Source organism: Oceanobacillus picturae, assembly GCF_000612865.1.
GTDB classification, from domain to species: domain Bacteria; phylum Bacillota; class Bacilli; order Bacillales; family Amphibacillaceae; genus Oceanobacillus_B; species Oceanobacillus_B jordanicus.
The window spans coordinates 192,785-209,338 of record NZ_CCAX010000003.1 but is presented as its reverse complement, the minus strand read 5'-3'; the positions used below and the strand labels follow the sequence as shown (position 1 = coordinate 209,338).

Here is a 16,554-nt window from a genome sequence, read left to right as displayed (position 1 = left end):
CAAAGGTTTCCTTAAGTCTAGTTACAAGGAGGGGCTACACATTTCTAAAATAGTCCCTATTTGTAGAGAAGGAAACCCTCTTTACACAGGAAATTCACACCCAACTGTAGGATTGACAACGGTGTTTTTTATTCTTCTAGTCAATAAACTAATTTTACCATAAGTTTTAATGGATTAAATAAACTTTCTGACTTTTAACACCCACCAAATTAACACAAATTGCAGGGGCAGACGTAACCATAATGCAAAGGCAGGAATACTGTACTGCTCTGGTTCTACCGCCATATAAATATTCACTGGGAAGATTAATACTAAAAATATTGCAATGAGAATTCCTACTTTTCTTCGTGTCGGCTTGTACAGCAAGCCAATGGCTAGTAGGATCTCGATGACTCCTGAAATATAAACAATTGCAGGTCGGAAGGGAACCCAATCAGGCATAGCCCCTGTGAAAAAGGGTTCCAGCGCAAAATGGGATATTCCAGCCAGTATAAAGAGAATGGCAAATACATATAATGCTATTTTTTTCATTTTAAGACTCCTTTTCTGTGGGGAGACGATCTGCCATGGTATTCCCTTTAAAAGCTTCCACTACACCAATAAATGTTTCTACATTCTTTTTGCTTCGCATAACGGGAGAATAGATATAGGAAAGGGTTCGTGTGAAGTGCACATCCTCCACTTCCAGCACCGTCAGTGATCCGTGCACCTTTTCCCGGGAAATAACACTGCGGGATAGCAGAGACAAGCCCATGCCTCTCATGACACTCTCCTTGATTCCCTGGTTGCTACTGATGCTAAGTAATGATTTCACAGAGAGACCGTTGCTACGAATCACATGATTCAAGAACTCCCTGGTCCCCGAACCATCCTCTCTTGTAATCCATGTTTGCTGTTGCAAATCCTTGATTGCAATATGCTCTTTGTCAGCAAGTTCATGATCATTAGAGCAAATGACCGAGAGCTCGTCCTTCATAAATGGCTGGACAATGAGTTCTTTTTCATTGCTTTGGCCTTCAATCAAGCCCACGTCAACCTGGAAAAGGCGCACTTGTTCAATAATTTCCTCCGTATTTCCAATGACAACTTCTAGTTCCAACGCAGGAAAGTCTTCCTGTAGCCTTTGAAGAAACATAGGTAAAATATATTCACCGATTGAGAAACTCGCCCCTATCTTTAGTTGGCCTTGAATGGATTGATGATGGGTAGCAATATCCTCTTTTGTTTGCTCATACATCGCGATGATTTGTTTAGCTCGATCATAGAGGATCTTTCCTGTCGGCGTAATCTGTACCGATTTAGGTGAACGTATAAAGAGCTCTGTATGGAATTCTTTTTCTAGGTTTTTAATATGTAAGCTGACACTTGGCTGTGAAATGTGTAAGGATTGCGAGGTCCTTGTGAAATTGCCAACGTCAGCAAGTGTAACAAAGGTTTTAAGTGCATCGTAGTACATGATACCCCTCCTTGCGATTAGTATTTCTAATCATAACAATAATTTATATGTATTTCACTAATAGATAATTATTAGATAGAGTAGGGGGAGAGAGAAGAAGGACGTGGTTAATTTATGGGAATACATATGGGAAAGACTTTGCAAGAAAACAAGGGGAAAGGTTTTATTACTGGCATTGGGTTAACACTTTTGCTGGCCTTATTGGCAGGCTTACTGGCAAAATTGCCCTTTTTAGCAATCATGGGCCAGCTCGTTATCGCCATTATCTTGGGAATGATATGGCGGGCGGCATTGGGGTTACCTGAGGTTCTTCAAAAAGGCGTAACGTTTTCCAATAAAAAACTTTTACGACTGGGGATCATCTTGCTAGGTATGCGCTTAAATCTCGCAGACATTTACAATGCGGGGATAAATGTGTTTATTATTGCATTCCTTAATCTCGTGTTTGCGCTTGTGCTTGTTTATTTGTTAGCGCGCTGGTTTGGTGTGGATCGAAACCTAGGAATACTTACAGCATGCGGAACAGCGATTTGCGGGGCGGCAGCTGTTGTAGCCATTGCCCCGATAATTAAAGCGAAGGAAACAGAAACTGCTGTGGCTGCTGGTATCGTAGCATTATTAGGAACCACTTTCACCTTGGTGTACAGCTTAATCTACGGATTGCTACCATTATCTTCAACAGGCTATGGTATTTTTGCAGGAGGAACCTTGCATGAAGTAGCCCATGTTGTTGCTGCCGCGGGTGCTGGAGGAGAAGAGGCCGTTGATATGGCGGTTCTTGTTAAGTTGACACGTGTTGCATTGCTTGTCCCTGTAGCCTTTGTCATTGGTTATCTAGTGCAAAGAGGAAGTAAAAAAACAGCAGGAAACAAACCGAGTCTCTCTATCTTCCCGTGGTTCATTTTAGGGTTTCTGGCCATGAGTGGTTTTAATACATTAGGAATCGTTTCAGAGTCTGTAGCGAATAGCATTGTCTCGATTGCTTACATCTTAATTGCAATGGCAATGGCTGGGCTTGGGTTAAATGTAGAGGTCAAGACCTTCCGTAAACTTGGCATGAAAGGTTTTGCAGCAGGTGTGGTTGGGTCAGTTTTCTTAGCAATTTTTGGTTATGCGCTTGTAATGCTTTTTCAACTAAATTAAAGATGAAACTATTTACAGATGTGCTGTATGTATAAAATGGCACATCTGTTTTTTAGTGCGTAAATAGCTATTTGGGGAGGGGTATTGATGGAGTTACTGCCAATTGTCGTTTGGGTGTTATTTATAGAAATGGCTGTTTTCCAAGTATTGCTATCACTTGGCTTTCTGATAGGGGAATGCGCGATGCAGTTTTATTGTTAGGTATGTGCTTTGTTTTAATGCAGTATGCTGACATTGTAAACGGCTTTGACTTTTTTGCAAGTATCTTTGCTGGCGTGGATCATTACTATCTTTCTTGGCCTTAACACAATTGCAAACCTAGCTTCTAGAACATTGTAATGAAGCTAATTAACGAAAGTGTATAGTTTAAATGGCAGAAAAAAGGAAATATTTTAAATTTATTATTTAAATATTTGTAAAAATATGTTATATATATCATATACAGCAAATTATGGACTAGATAGGATGTGGAATTAATTTTATTAATTTTCAGATTGTATGAAAATAAATGGTAGGAGGATTTCTAATGAAAAAAATACTATTAGCTTCACTGTTTACTTTTACACTACTTTTGTGTTTTGCTGGGGTTCAAACTTTTGCTGAGGATACAAAAGAGACAGAAAAGATTGATATTCAGTCTGCTGTTAGAGCTTATGTTCCAGGGGTAGTCTATGGAACTCATTATGTGCCAAAAACAGTGACAGTACGTTCAAGTCACGGAGGAAGTAACCACTTTACATTTAGACCGGGTGATGGTAAAGAGTATTCTGGCTATGAAGGTACAAGCAGAAGTTTCACTCATACTTATAAAAACAACACTTACAAAGAGTATACAATATCTGCAAGAGTAACTAACATGGAATATGGTCCTAGTCCATGGGCTTACGGTACAGCCAGAATTTCATATTAGGTGTGAGTATATGAATAGTAAAATAAATTTATACAGCAAGAGAACTTTCTACATAATGATAACGGTGCTTGTGCTAATCATAAGCACCGTTTCCTATACCTTGGCTACTTTAGCGGATGCGAACGAGCAAGTAAAGCAGAATATTACCAATTTTTCGAGGGGATCCTACGATATTTTGCTAAGACCACCTGATGCCAGGACCGATTTAGAACAAAAACTGGGTATCATTGAAGAAAATTATCTTGGCTCAGGGGAGGGGGGGATCACTACAACACAGTGGGAGGATGTAAAAGAACATCCACAGGTAGAAATTGCTGCGCCAGTTGCATCAGTTGGACTATTTACAGCTTTGAAACGTACCTGGATGATCAAAAAAGAAAATGATTTGAGATATTATGGAGTGGATTACAGTACAAGTGATGGCGTAAATGATTATACTTATGGAAAAGAAACTTATATGTATGATTTTAGCAGTGATATGAAATCTATTCACCAATATCCTTCCTCTCTGGAAGTCTTAAATAACTTTTTTATGGAAGAGATAGCATCTTTCTCCTTTCCTATTTCCTATCATCAGGTTGTAGCGGTAGACCCGGTAGAGGAAAGTAGATTAACGGATTATAATTTAAGTCTGTTAAATGAAGGTATAGACGATGGTCTTACTTTAAATTATATTACGAAGCAGGAGCTTGCTATTCCTATTATAAGTTTAAAGGATGTCCCGGTCCCTAATACGATTAAATTAACAGTGGATTCATTAGAGGAACCTACAGAAGAAGAGGTAAAAACATGGTCAAGTAAATTTGTAGACAGTAATCCGATAAAAACAATGGATCTAAATCCGATTCAATATGAAAAAGTGATACAAAACTATATTAGTAAGAAACGTCGACATAATGAAGAGGTGTACGTCTACCGTCCGGAAGATGGGCCGTCGCCCTTTGAAATTTTACCATTTTATGTAGATGAGAAAGGAAAACTTTCTCCAGATGATGGAACAGGGGAAGACTATTTAGGCGGGAGTAGAACTCCGTTTTCTCAGCAAATTGGTTATAAACTATCTCCTGTCCGATACGATATCAAAAATGAAAAGGAGCTTTCCGTAACCCAAACGGGGATCAACGATGATTATCACGCACCTACATATAGGGAAATTGAAGAGGTAGAGTATTTTAAGCTTAATGAGAATGACGATCCTGTAAACGAACAAGAAGCTTTTGAATTCGCCAATGTAGGTTTTTTCTCTATTAAAGAAAATACGGATAAACTAGCTTCGGCTCCACTTGGTATTTATGGTAGTACCTCTCCATATTTGGCTTCTGACCCTTCAAAGAAGCTTCACCCTTCAGCGGTACCAGGAAGCTTTATTACGACGCCTGCTCATGGGCTTATATCATTGAACTGGGCAGAAAAAATAAAAGGAGAGGCGCCAATAGATGCAATTCGGGTGAAAGTAGCTGGGCTCACAGGGTACGATGAAGAGGCAGCAGCGCTTATTCGAAAACTGGCAAATGAATGGGAAAAGGGCGGATTCACGGTCGATATAGTAGCAGGGGCTTCTTTACAAGAGCTTTCGGTAGATGTAGAGGGTATCGGGGAAGTAATGCAATCCTTTACGACATTAGGAGCAGCAGATACGGTTGTATCTAGTTGGAATCTGCTGCAAGTTGTGATTACAGTACTTTATGTATTGGTTGCATTTATATTTATTGGGTTTACGTTGTTTCATTTACTTGAAGATCGACAGAGAGATGAGCAGCTATTGGCAAGGCTTGGCTGGTCTCATAAACTCATACGCCGGCTACGTTATAAGGAATTAGGGCAAATCCTAGTTATTCCGATGTTACTTGTTTTTATAGGTTTTACTGTCTATGGCATCATCCAGGAAGAATGGCTGCCCCTTATCCTAGCAGTTGGTGTCAGTCTTTTAACCCTTTTAGTATATGCTTTTACGACAAGCATACAGAAACGTAAGCCGAAAAAAGTGAAACAAAGCGGAGGAACTGTTACACAGCAAAATATTTGGTTCTATCGGTTTCGATTATTGGCGTCTGGGTTACAACTTTTAATCGTTACCATTTTGACATGCTTCTTACCCTTTTTCTTATTACAAAGTGTGGAACAAACTACGCAAACGAGACTTGGAAATTACGTTCATGGGGAAGTAGAAGGCTTATTCATTCTCATAATTATCCTGTTGTATGGACTTAGTCTAACTACAGTTTATCAATCACTCAAAAGACTTTGGGAAAAAAGAGAAAATGAAATACAGTTATTCCTATATCTAGGTTGGGGAGCAGGTGCTATTAGAAAATATTACTTAAAAGAAGTACTGTTCTGGGCTGGAATTGCTATTTTGGCAGGATGGATAGGAAGTATTTGTATATCACTTTATTTCTTGGATGTTTCAACTGTCAGCGTTTTGATAGGTGTACTGGGAGCTATTTTCATTTTAGCTCTAACCTTAGCTGGATCACTCTATATATTGCGTTGTTTAGAGAAGAAAGGGGGAAGAAATTTTGCGCATTGAGGTTAAACAAATGAGTAAAACATATCAATCAGGAATAGAATCGGTTAATGTACTAAAAGATATCACGTTTACGATTGAATCAGGAAGCTGGATGACCATTACAGGGCCATCTGGTTCCGGGAAGACGACTTTTTTACGTTGCTTATCGACCATTGAAAAGGCCGATAAGGGTATTGTCAAAATCGGGGACTTAAATGGAATGAAAGCAACTGAAGAAGAACGTAGTCATTTTCGCAGAACCTCGCTAGGTTATATCTTTCAGGATTTTCAACTTTTTGAGCAATTTGATGTACTGACAAATGTGATGATCCCTCTATTACCATATATGCCAAAACAAGAAATAGCGGAAAAAGCAAAGCAAATGCTGGAAAGTGTTGGTCTCCTCGAGAGGAAAAACTTTATGCCTAATCAGCTATCTGGTGGGGAAAAGCAACGAACTGCTATTGCACGGGCATTAATGAATGATCCGGAGCTATTACTCTGTGATGAGCCTACTGGGAATCTTGATTTAGAAAATCGTGATAAGATGATTGCAATTTTGCAACAAATTAATAAAAGTGGAGTAACTGTTGTGTTGGTAACCCATGATCCAGAACTTGCTGGAAATGGTGATATTCATGGTTTGATGAGGGACGGGGAATTAACTGAGAAATCGTTGGAAGTATTGTAAAATATTCGGAGGGTGGGACACCTATAGAGAGATCATCTTCTATAGGTGTCTTTTGGTATATATGAAAGCTCGCCAGTTTTTAAAGTCGACCTGCTTGAGATATGGTAAACTAACGGTATGTTAAAGGAGGTTCTACCTATGAACGAACTACCAAGTTGTCCAAAATGCCATTCAGAATATACATATGATGATGGGAACGTTTTTGTTTGTCCAGAGTGTGCACATGAGTGGACGGGAGAAGCAGAAGCGGATCAGCAAGATGAAGTGAAAGTGTACAAAGATGCCAATGGAACGGTGCTTCATGATGGAGATGCCGTTACGGTAATCAAGGATTTAAAAGTAAAAGGTACATCCTCAGTCGTAAAAAGAGGAACCAAAGTTAAAAACATCCGTTTAATTGATGGCGATCATGACATTGATTGTAAAATTGATGGCCTTGGCGAAATGCAGTTAAAAACCAAATTTGTGAAAAAGCTTTAAAGAATATCTCGTACATATCTATAGTGTTACTATAAATTATTCTTCCATTAAGCAGTGTGATCTTGTGCGTTAATGATTCAGGGCTTATTCATAGCGTAGGAAATACATGAAGACTCCGACGGGATTAATAGGCATAGGTGAGACCCCCTTGTGCGAAGCACAAGGTGGCTCACCAGCCGCCCGCGGAAAGCGAAATGTATTTCTGGAGCGGTAATTATAGATCTTACCTAGTGCGCTTAACTTATATAATTAGCCTTATAAAATGAAACTTCAATCAGTGGGGGTTTTCTTTCTTCCACTGATTGTTAGTTGAACGAATCGGGGATGTTAGCGTCTGTTTACTCCCACTAAAAACTCGGCTTCACTTCATGTTTAGAAGTGGGAGACTTACGGACGGTTGCTCCGGGATAAAAAACTATTGTCTTTTCTTCGTTTTTTTGTTATTCAACTTTTCTGCTGTGGTTAGTGGCTCGTTAGCAAATTCATGGTCAAATTGCTTTGACAATTTTCCTCTAACTGCTTGCTCATCACTCATGCCAGCACGCTTTTTCTTTGATTCACTTGGCATTTCAACACCTCCAGGATCTTATTATGACACGGAGACAAAAAAATATGATTAGGGTGTAGAAAAGTGCAGAGATTGGAGACGAATAGAAATAACATAAAAAAGAGGTGCACATTCAAATGTGCACCTCTTTTTGTCTTATATTATTAGGGATTTAGTATACTTTATCGCCATTAAAAATGGAGTTTTTCACAACAACATAATCAACAGTACGGATAGAATCCAGTGTGCTGCCTCCAGCATAAGAAATGGAGGACTGTAGATCCTGTTGCATTTCAGTTAGTGTATCGTCAAGAGAGCCTTTGTGCTCGACATACATTTTCTTGCCTTCCACGTTTTTCTTTTCGCCTTTTTGGAATTCAGAGGCAGAACCAAAGTACTCTTTATAAAGCTTTCCTTCTTTTTCAATTGTTTCTCCTGGAGATTCTTCATGTCCAGCGAAAAGGGAGCCAATCATCACCATCGTAGCGCCAAAGCGTACGGATTTAGCAATGTCTCCATGCGTACGGATCCCGCCATCCGCAATAATTGGTTTCGTTGCAGCTTTGGCACACCAGCGCAATGCTGCGAGCTGCCAGCCACCTGTACCGAAGCCTGTTTTAATTTTTGTGATACAAACTTTCCCTGGGCCGATTCCGACCTTGGTTGCGTCTGCTCCCGCATGCTCCAATTCTCTAACTGCTTCAGGAGTTCCTACATTTCCTGCGATGACAAAGCTTTTTGGTAAATGCTGTTTGATATGCTTAATCATATTAATCACGGCATTAGAATGTCCATGAGCGATATCGATCGTAATAAATTCTGGAATAACTTCTTCGTTTGCTAATTGCTCAACAAAGCTATACTCTTCATCTTTAACCCCTACGCTGATAGAGGCAATTAGTCCACGGTTTTGCATGTCCTGGATAAATCCAAGGCGCGTTTCTGGTTCGAAGCGGTGCATGACATAAAAGTAACCTTTTTCGGCTAAATGCACGGCAATTTTTTCATCTATAATAGTCTGCATATTTGCTGGTACGACAGGTAATTTAAATGTATGTCCGCCTAGTGTAACGCTTGTGTCACACTCTGAGCGACTGTTTACAACACATTTTGCTGGAATTAATTGAATATCTTCATAATCAAATACGTTTTCCACTTTATACACTCCTAAAACCGAATGTTATTTACGAACTAATAATTATCGTTCGTCTATTGCTTAATTTACACCATTTGTGAGTGAAAGTCAATGAGCTTAGAAGTTACAGACAGAGTGATTATTCGGTTCTGGGGGAAATAGTGCACTATCCAGCCTGGATTATAAGGATACAACAGGTTTATCCCGGATTTTGTAATCAGAGGCTGTTCGATTACTTTAACGTAACTTCTTGATTTCTATCTTGGTACCATGCAAGAAATTCATCAGCCCATTCTTCCGTTACGTCATCCATGGTAGTGTGTAACACTGGCTTGGCGCGGTTTACGGTTGCGAGTGATGCCAACCCAAGCTTCTTTTGCATGATATTGCGTGAGACACCAACCTCTATAACGCTACTCCGCTTGGAAAGAAACAAATTTGTTCCGAAGCCACCTGTTTTTAACTGAATAAATGTATCATTTATGGTGTAGCCTGTATGCTTATAATCCAGAATCCGTGACATAACGATTAGTACTAGTAGGATAAGCGAAAAAACCCACCAATATTCAGAAAGACCAAAAAGGTCAGGCTTCCAGAAAAAAAGCACCCCAGTAGCAATGATCCAAAACCAACTTGGACGCAGCATGCGGAACCAAAACGATTCACGAGGTAGGAACTCCATCGAATCTGTCAGTCGATAAGACGGCAGGATTTCCTCTACGAGTTGTTGGGCTTTCTTTACTGGTAAAAAAGGATAAAGGCTATTAACGTCCGCACCATCATCTCCTAGTGCCCCTGCAACCACGAGCTTTACTTCTGCTAGTCCAAGAATCCGCTTCATGAAAGACTGTTGAATTTGAATGGCCTGTACATTTCTCTTCGTAATGGAAAAGGCAGTCTCTTCCAATACTCCTTTAGTGATATACACCTTCTCATTATCAGAGGCGATTTCGTATTTGCCATACTTTAAAAAAGTCCAGATTACCCCGCCGATCATTAATAAGCAAACAATCAATATAATTGTCAGGGCAATTAACCACCACCGATCAAGAATAAATCCTACCATCCCCTCTGCTTGCTGATCATTAGGAAGAATATCATCAAACTTATTTACTTGGGAACCTAAGATTGGAATAACGGCAAGGAAACTTAAGGATGTAAAAGAGGCCTTTATCACCTCTTTTTTCGTTGGACTAAAGTGAACGATACGACCTAGATCTGCCTCTGATTCCACCTCTGAACCTGGTTTTGTCTCATCCACGGAGTAAACAACGGCTTGATCCGCATCTTCCACCCCAGCGTATTGTTTGGAGACCTGATTTTCCAACCGGGTTGCATCAGCACGTGTCACAACATGGAATGTCACAGAGCTATCATCCCCTTGTGAGCTTGTTTCAAATGATATAGAAGTGACACGGAAAATCCGGTGGAATAACTTTGTTTCTCGCTTCGCATGCTGCACTTTGGAATAAGGTACGGTTTTTCTTTTCTTTGAAAAAACCCCCTCAGTTAACACAAAGGCTGTTTGTGTAAGTGTATATTTGTTTGTGAACCATTTAAACAAAAGATAAATGATTGTCACGGCAACCAATGCCAGAAATGCGATCCTCCCATACTTGACCAGCCAGGAGTCTGAACCTGCTTGAAAAACAAACAGGATGACAATAATAAAAAAGGTGTTTTTAATAAATCCCCAAAGATCATAGGCGATTTGCAAGGGATGGTGTCGTTTGGCTTCTTTCATTCCTCCATCTCCTCCACCTTTGCATACATGGCAATGGTATTTCGCAATTCAGTTGCAACTGCTTTTTCCAGTGCCGGGATGGTATGGGTAGACCCCATCGTTTGGACGGTTACTGCATATAACCCATATTTACGCAATAATGGCCCTTGTTTCGTTGAGACAGATTGTATCTTTGTCATGGGTACAAGCTGGTGTTCTTCCTTTATAGCACCGGATTTCAGCTGCAGGAATTCCTCACTTATATCGTACCTCCAATGTTTGTACAATAATCCGGGTTTAATATATCCCCAAATGCCCCCAACAATCCCAATAACGACTAACCCTATAAGAATCCAATTAATCCAATAAACCCAAGAAAAGTAATAATCCAAATAAAACAGTATAGCTAGCACGATAATACTAATAACGTTGGAAAGGCTTTCGCTAAGCCGCCAGACCTTTACTGCTTTCTTGGAAAGTTTTTTGTTGGGAGATAAAAGACCTTCCGACATATGTAACACTCCTTTTTCTACCACGTTGCACCACCATATTTGGTGGAATGTTGCTCATGTGTTCTTCTGTACATTACGTATTACGAAAAGGTCAGCTTAAATGTTTCAGCATATCCTGACGATTCAATAAGTTCCGGGCGTAAAAGGGACAATATTTTGTTAGAATAGTTAATAGAGAGGGAGAAGACTGCGAATGAATAGGAGGGAGGCTGTACGGATGCAATGGGAGGATAAGCAAACGTACTTGGAAGCTGGAAGTCCGAGTCACTTTCGTTTTGATGAAACGCTCGTTTTCTTAAAAAGGTCTGATCAAGAGATCCTTCATTTGGTTAAAGGGAGGACCGTTTTTAAAGCGTTGAGGGTGGAGGAAGAAGCTGTCGTATTTTCGGTTACCGAAGAGGATGGCAAGCTATACATTCAGTTTTTAAACGGAAAATTCGACAAAGCAATCAAGGATTTTGTAGCTGATTATGTAACAAAGTGGTTTGATTTGGAACGTGATGTAGAGCCCTTTTATCAACTAGCACAGCAGGATCCATATTTAAATGACCTTGTGAAAACGTATAGTGGATTAAGGGTGGTAGGGATTCCTGATCTTTTTGAAGCATTTGTCTGGGCCATCGCAGGTCAACAAATCAATCTGAAGTTTGCGTATACACTAAAACGCCGGTTTGTGGAGCGCTTTGGAGAAAAACTGGATTGGGAGGGAGAGACATACTGGATATTTCCCCAACCGGCAGTTATCGCTGACGTGAACATCGAAATAGTAAGAGACTTGCAATTTTCTTCCCGAAAAGCGGAGTATGTACTAGATATAGCAAAGAAACTGCGAGATGGTACTTTATCATTACAAGAGCTTGAAGAGAAAAGCTATCCAGAATTGAAAAAAGCGTTACGTTCCATTCGGGGAATTGGTGCTTGGACAGCAGATTATGTGCTTATGAAATGTTTCCAGATGCCCAATGCCTTCCCAATTGCAGACGCCGGCATTCACCAGGCATTAAAACAACAACTTGGTTGGAAGCCAACTGTAGACGAAATAGCGGAACTTGCGAGAGATTGGGCAGGTTGGGAAGCTTACGCAACGATATTTTTGTGGAGGTCATTATATGAATAAAGTAGATTATAAGTCGCCAATAGGTATCATTGAAATAACGGGCACGGAGGAAGCGATCTATGAAGTATCCTATACAGAGAAACAGCAGGTAGAATACGCCTATTCGGACAGCCTTCCTCAGACGCTGAAAGATTGCTATAAACAGCTGGATGAATACTTTAACGAGGAGCGTTTGGAGTTTAATCTTCCCTTTAAACTGGAAGGTACGCCTTTTCAACAAGAAGTGTGGCAAGCATTAAGACAGATTCCTTATGGGGAAACAGGTAGCTACAGAGATATTGCGATATCCATTAAGCGTGATAAGGCAGTACGTGCCGTTGGAAGTGCGAATAGCAAAAACAAAATCAGTATTATATTCCCATGTCACCGTATTATTGGTACAAGCGGAAAGCTAACTGGCTATGCGGGCGGTTTGTGGCGCAAAGAGTGGCTACTGGAGCACGAAAAAAGAATTATGAATAAATGAAGTGTCTAAAAACTAGTATAGAAAGGTACCGAGCTTTTAAAATTTCTTAAGGGGAAATGCTAGAAGAAGAAAGCGTTGGAATGTATAATGCTTTCTTGGGAGAGTTAGTCATACAGACCGCATAGACATTATATTTAAAAGAATTCTATTAATATTAGGTATAATTTTTAGAATTTCTCTTCCGCATACCTATAAATATAGTATAATCAGCATAGGTAAAAACAACCAGATTCACAAAGGGAGAGAGAGTACCATTGTTAAAATATATATTATTGGCAGGTGCCACCTTGCTTATCCTTTTTTTAGTTGCTTGCGCCGGAGAACACGGACTGGCGGAAAACCGTAAACGAGTAGCTGATCAGGGTATGCCGACAAATGAAATTAAGGAAGCCGACATAGACTTTTTTACATATAGTGAACAAGAATTATTAGATATTGCACAGGGACTAAAGCAGAAATATGATCAGCTTTTAGGTGCACAAACGAAAGAAGAGTTTGATCAAGTGAAAATGGATTTGTTTACGAAGAAAATGTTAGAAGAAGAAAGTGAGCTTATTCAATTCACCGGTCCTAAACCAAAACTTGTTACAGAAGTTAAAAATGAGGTTGTAACGAAAGCTACATCTTATTTCCTTTATGATTTTGAGTATAAAGAAGTCTATGAGGAAGAAGATGGCACGGAAGTAGAGCAAGAAAGTTATTTTTCCCTTGAGATAAAAAAAGAGGGCGATAAATATAAAATTAGTGCAATCCGTTAATTTTTCGCTTAGTAGAAATGAGGGTGGAGGATGGAGCATTTTCATACAATTAAAAGTCCCGGCAAATATTGGCTTGTAGACCAGTTAAAGAAGGACAGCATATCCAAAGAATTATATGAGACTTCATTAAGCAAACTCGTAAAGGAATGGAAGTCGAAAGAGTATGGCTTCATTTCAGTGCTTTTAGAGGAAACCTCTGAAGCAGTATTGTTGGATGAGGGATTTAATAAGGTATCGACGATTGTAGAGTATACACGAACGTTGGATAACATAGAAGAACACTCTTTTCCCATTCGCTGGAACAACTTAAGTGAAGGGCGCCTAACGGATCAAGATTATGCAAGCCTCTATGAGCGATGTCGTTCCGGCTCAGCTAATAAGAATAAAAAACAGCCGATAGAGGAAGTAATGAACTCGATAAAAAGCGAGCTTGGTCCTGCTTGGCGAGATTTTTGTTATTCCTTTACTCACGAGGGAGAGGCATGCGGTATAAGTATCCCTCTTATTGAAGAAGGAACAACAGACGAGGGCAGAATGTTTTACTTTGGCGTGGTCCCAGAAATGAGAGGACGTGGATTAGGAGCTTCTATGCATCTAGCTTCCCTATCCCTTCTTAAAGAGAAGAACGCAACCTATTATGTGGGCAGCACAGATACTAGCAACCAAGCTATGATAGATATTTTTATAAAAAATGGCTGCACACTCCGTGATCGTAAAGGAATATACCGATTAGAAAAAAAGAGAAAGTAAGAGAGGCTTCCGTAAAGGGAAGTTTTTTTTTCTGTCTAATAAATGATTGAAACTTTTTGAAGGTCTGCTTGCTCTAATAATTGAAAGGGGGCTTGGAAATGGATATAAAACTTGTCAAAAAGGCAATTAAAGGAAATGAAAAAGCATTTGAGATGCTAGTTAAGGCAGACAGTGAAAGAATCTATAAAACGGCTTTTCTATATGTGCGAAATAGAGAAGATGCATTAGATGTAATGCAGGAATCGATATATAAAGCATATATGTCTGTACGATCAGTGAAACAGCCAGAGTATTTCAAAACGTGGCTGACAAGTATTGTCATTCGGACTGCTTTAGACATATTACGAAAAAGAAAGCGACTTATATTAGACGAAGACATTGTACATATGGCAGAAAGTGACCCGGAAAACTTAGACGAAAGAATAGACCTACTTCAAGCAATTACAAAGCTAAGTTCTGAATACCAAACAGCAATTATTCTTTTCTATTTTCATGACATGACAATTTTAAAGGTAGCTGAAACGATGGGAAAATCAGAGAACACGGTTAAAACTTATTTGCGCAGGGCGCGAATTGAGCTTAAAAGTATTCTAAAAGGGGCGAAGTACTATGAACAAGAAGCATTTTCAAACTGAAATGGAGAACATTGATTTCCCCAAAATGGAAGCAGATACAGCAATCGATAAAGGGATACAACGTGCAAGGGATCAGAAAGGAAAAGAGCGAAAAAAGAATTATAAACTTATTTCAACGGTATCCTCAACAGCTGCTGCCTCCTTTTTAGCAGCAGGATTAGTTTTTTCTCCTGTGTCTAATGTACTTGCAGATGTTCCAGTTATAGGATCCATCTATGAGAAATATGGATTAAATATCGGCGAGAATTTGTGGAAGGGAAATCTAGTAACAGAGATAAATGAGTCCACATCTAACAAGGGAGTAGATATCACAATATCGAATGCTTATTATGACGGCAATGTAATTGGAGTGGCTTTTAAGGCAAATGGAAAAGCACTGTCATTAGATAACCTCGGAGGAAATAAAGGACCGGAAATAGGTTACAGCTATCATCTATTTAACGGTGATGAACAAAACCAGTGGTCAAGTGGGGCTACAGGAATAACAGAGACAGAGGAAGGTTATGTAGGTACCATGGAATTTTATAACCCTAAAGCAGATCTTTCCGATATAGAAAGTCTACCATTAACGTTTACATCCATATTAGGAAAAGAAGGAAATTGGCAATTTGATGTTCCAATAGAACAAATCCCCGCGGTAGAAAGGGATGTGGAAGGCCAAGTTGTATGGGGAGATTACACGCTGGAATTAGAAAAGCTTGTTAAAGGAAAAGCAACCACTATGTTGTCTTATCATACTGCACTTCCTGCTAGTGGAAAGCATGATAATATACAATTGACGATAACAGATAACCTAGGTAATCGTTTATCCAAGCATCATGCAGACACCATTTCGGCCGAAGAGAATGGAGATTCCGTAATGAAAAACATACGTGAATTGTTTGGCAGCAAGGTAGAGGGAGATGCTAGTAAACTAATCATTCAACCAGAAATCAGACAGTATGAGCAGGATACAACCGCGTCAATTGATCAGACACTCCCTTTTGAAATTGAAAGTGAAAGATTTAGTTATTTTATCCGCGTTACAAATACACAAGTAAAAGATGGCCAGCTTGTTGTTGATTATGCATTAGGGAATGTGGATGATCAAAAGCTGGCGCAGGATATAATCGATAACTTTGCCAACTATATTATGCTAATTAAAACTGATGATATACAGACAGGGAAAAATGGAGAGACAGATCCTAATCAAATGATCAACCATCAAATCAGGAGTGTTAAAACAGAATTGATTAACAAAGAATCACTCCAATTTCACTCAAGCTTTCCGGTGGATGCTGCTTTAACTATGAGTGATTACTCCCTAATTGTCCCATTTGGTACATTAAGTTCGAATCAGCCTATTAAAATGGACCCAATAGAAATAAATCTGGAGGAAAGAGAATAAAGTTAGTACAAAAAAGCGATCTGGTAGCTATACCAGGTCGCTTTTTCTAGTTATTTAAGATGCTTTCTTCAAGTACTTCAGTTTTATCTCCCTACACCTTCGTAATGTGGGTTTCTCCCCATGCACATAATGAATCAAGAATCACTTCAAGGCTGCGTCCATATTCGCTTAGCTCATACTCTACTTTTGGGGGTACCTGGTTGTATATGATCCGGTTTTAATAAAAGAAAGGCTTCCTAATCAATTAGGGAGCCTTTTTTTATCTATTCGGGCATGAACAGAAGAGTCAATTGATACTTCTAAATCAAATACCAAGTCTTTTATCTGTGCATCAA

Annotated in this window: 17 protein-coding genes and 1 pseudogene; 11 read left to right on the top strand and 7 right to left on the bottom strand. The window is 39.4% G+C overall.

Features of this window, described 5'->3' with window-relative positions:
• Positions 1-174: 174 nt before the first annotated feature.
• Positions 175-531 carry a DoxX family protein gene (locus tag BN988_RS15485; RefSeq protein ID WP_036577872.1) on the bottom strand — a complete coding sequence of 119 codons (357 nt, stop codon included), beginning with the start codon at positions 529-531 and terminating at the stop codon, positions 175-177.
• A gap of 1 nt (position 532) precedes the next feature.
• The gene (locus BN988_RS15480; RefSeq protein WP_036577871.1) at positions 533-1,456 is read right to left on the bottom strand and encodes a LysR family transcriptional regulator; all 924 of its coding nucleotides are present in this window, start codon (positions 1,454-1,456) and stop codon (positions 533-535) included.
• A gap of 126 nt (positions 1,457-1,582) precedes the next feature.
• Between BN988_RS15480 and BN988_RS15475 the strand changes: the two genes are divergently transcribed.
• The 5 genes from BN988_RS15475 (at position 1,583) to BN988_RS15450 (ending at position 7,189) form a co-directional block, all read left to right on the top strand.
• The gene (locus BN988_RS15475; RefSeq protein ID WP_147629734.1) at positions 1,583-2,599 is read left to right on the top strand and encodes a YeiH family protein; all 1,017 of its coding nucleotides are present in this window, start codon (positions 1,583-1,585) and stop codon (positions 2,597-2,599) included.
• A gap of 526 nt (positions 2,600-3,125) precedes the next feature.
• Complete coding sequence (locus BN988_RS15465) at positions 3,126-3,509, top strand: hypothetical protein (RefSeq protein ID WP_036577865.1); 384 nt, start codon at positions 3,126-3,128, stop codon at positions 3,507-3,509.
• Between the two features lie 10 nt (positions 3,510-3,519).
• Positions 3,520-6,039, top strand: a complete 2,520-nt coding sequence (locus BN988_RS15460) for an ABC transporter permease family protein (RefSeq protein ID WP_147629733.1) — start codon at positions 3,520-3,522, stop codon at positions 6,037-6,039.
• Positions 6,029-6,709 carry an ABC transporter ATP-binding protein gene (locus tag BN988_RS15455; RefSeq protein WP_036577861.1) on the top strand — a complete coding sequence of 227 codons (681 nt, stop codon included), beginning with the start codon at positions 6,029-6,031 and terminating at the stop codon, positions 6,707-6,709. The genes BN988_RS15460 and BN988_RS15455 overlap by 11 nt, the downstream gene beginning before the upstream one ends.
• A gap of 138 nt (positions 6,710-6,847) precedes the next feature.
• Entirely contained in the window at positions 6,848-7,189 is a 342-nt protein-coding gene (locus tag BN988_RS15450) for a zinc ribbon domain-containing protein YjdM (RefSeq protein ID WP_036577860.1), read from the top strand.
• 415 nt (positions 7,190-7,604) lie between these two features.
• Here the strand turns inward: BN988_RS15450 and sspO are convergent, their stop codons facing one another.
• From sspO to BN988_RS15430, 4 genes are all read right to left on the bottom strand, one after another.
• Positions 7,605-7,757, bottom strand: a complete 153-nt coding sequence (sspO, locus tag BN988_RS15445; protein WP_036577858.1) for a small acid-soluble spore protein O — start codon at positions 7,755-7,757, stop codon at positions 7,605-7,607.
• A gap of 151 nt (positions 7,758-7,908) precedes the next feature.
• Positions 7,909-8,892: a GMP reductase gene (gene guaC, locus BN988_RS15440; RefSeq protein WP_036577856.1), complete on the bottom strand. Its 984-nt coding sequence runs from the start codon at positions 8,890-8,892 to the stop codon at positions 7,909-7,911.
• A 211-nt stretch (positions 8,893-9,103) separates the two neighbouring features.
• Complete coding sequence (locus BN988_RS15435; RefSeq protein WP_036577854.1) at positions 9,104-10,615, bottom strand: PH domain-containing protein; 1,512 nt, start codon at positions 10,613-10,615, stop codon at positions 9,104-9,106.
• Positions 10,612-11,106: a PH domain-containing protein gene (locus BN988_RS15430; protein WP_036577853.1), complete on the bottom strand. Its 495-nt coding sequence runs from the start codon at positions 11,104-11,106 to the stop codon at positions 10,612-10,614. The genes BN988_RS15435 and BN988_RS15430 overlap by 4 nt, the downstream gene beginning before the upstream one ends.
• A gap of 217 nt (positions 11,107-11,323) precedes the next feature.
• On the opposite strand from BN988_RS15430, the gene BN988_RS15425 reads away from it, so the two are divergent.
• From BN988_RS15425 to BN988_RS15400, 6 genes are all read left to right on the top strand, one after another.
• Complete coding sequence (locus BN988_RS15425) at positions 11,324-12,223, top strand: DNA-3-methyladenine glycosylase family protein (protein WP_036577851.1); 900 nt, start codon at positions 11,324-11,326, stop codon at positions 12,221-12,223.
• Positions 12,216-12,689 (top strand): methylated-DNA--[protein]-cysteine S-methyltransferase, encoded by a 474-nt coding sequence (locus BN988_RS15420; protein WP_036577850.1) that lies wholly within the window; start codon positions 12,216-12,218, stop codon positions 12,687-12,689. Before BN988_RS15425 ends, BN988_RS15420 begins: the two co-directional genes overlap by 8 nt.
• A 254-nt stretch (positions 12,690-12,943) precedes the next feature.
• A complete protein-coding gene (locus BN988_RS15415; RefSeq protein ID WP_036577849.1) occupies positions 12,944-13,447 on the top strand; it encodes a hypothetical protein in 504 nt (167 codons plus the stop codon).
• A gap of 30 nt (positions 13,448-13,477) precedes the next feature.
• Positions 13,478-14,197: a GNAT family N-acetyltransferase gene (locus tag BN988_RS15410; RefSeq protein WP_036577847.1), complete on the top strand. Its 720-nt coding sequence runs from the start codon at positions 13,478-13,480 to the stop codon at positions 14,195-14,197.
• A gap of 98 nt (positions 14,198-14,295) precedes the next feature.
• The gene (locus BN988_RS15405) at positions 14,296-14,832 is read left to right on the top strand and encodes a sigma-70 family RNA polymerase sigma factor (protein ID WP_036577846.1); all 537 of its coding nucleotides are present in this window, start codon (positions 14,296-14,298) and stop codon (positions 14,830-14,832) included.
• The gene (locus tag BN988_RS15400) at positions 14,807-16,219 is read left to right on the top strand and encodes a DUF4179 domain-containing protein (RefSeq protein ID WP_036577845.1); all 1,413 of its coding nucleotides are present in this window, start codon (positions 14,807-14,809) and stop codon (positions 16,217-16,219) included. The genes BN988_RS15405 and BN988_RS15400 overlap by 26 nt, the downstream gene beginning before the upstream one ends.
• Before the next feature lie 91 nt (positions 16,220-16,310).
• Here the strand turns inward: BN988_RS15400 and BN988_RS18730 are convergent.
• A pseudogene (locus BN988_RS18730) lies at positions 16,311-16,436 on the bottom strand (winged helix-turn-helix transcriptional regulator); the annotation flags it as partial.
• Between the last annotated feature and the right edge of the window lie 118 nt (positions 16,437-16,554).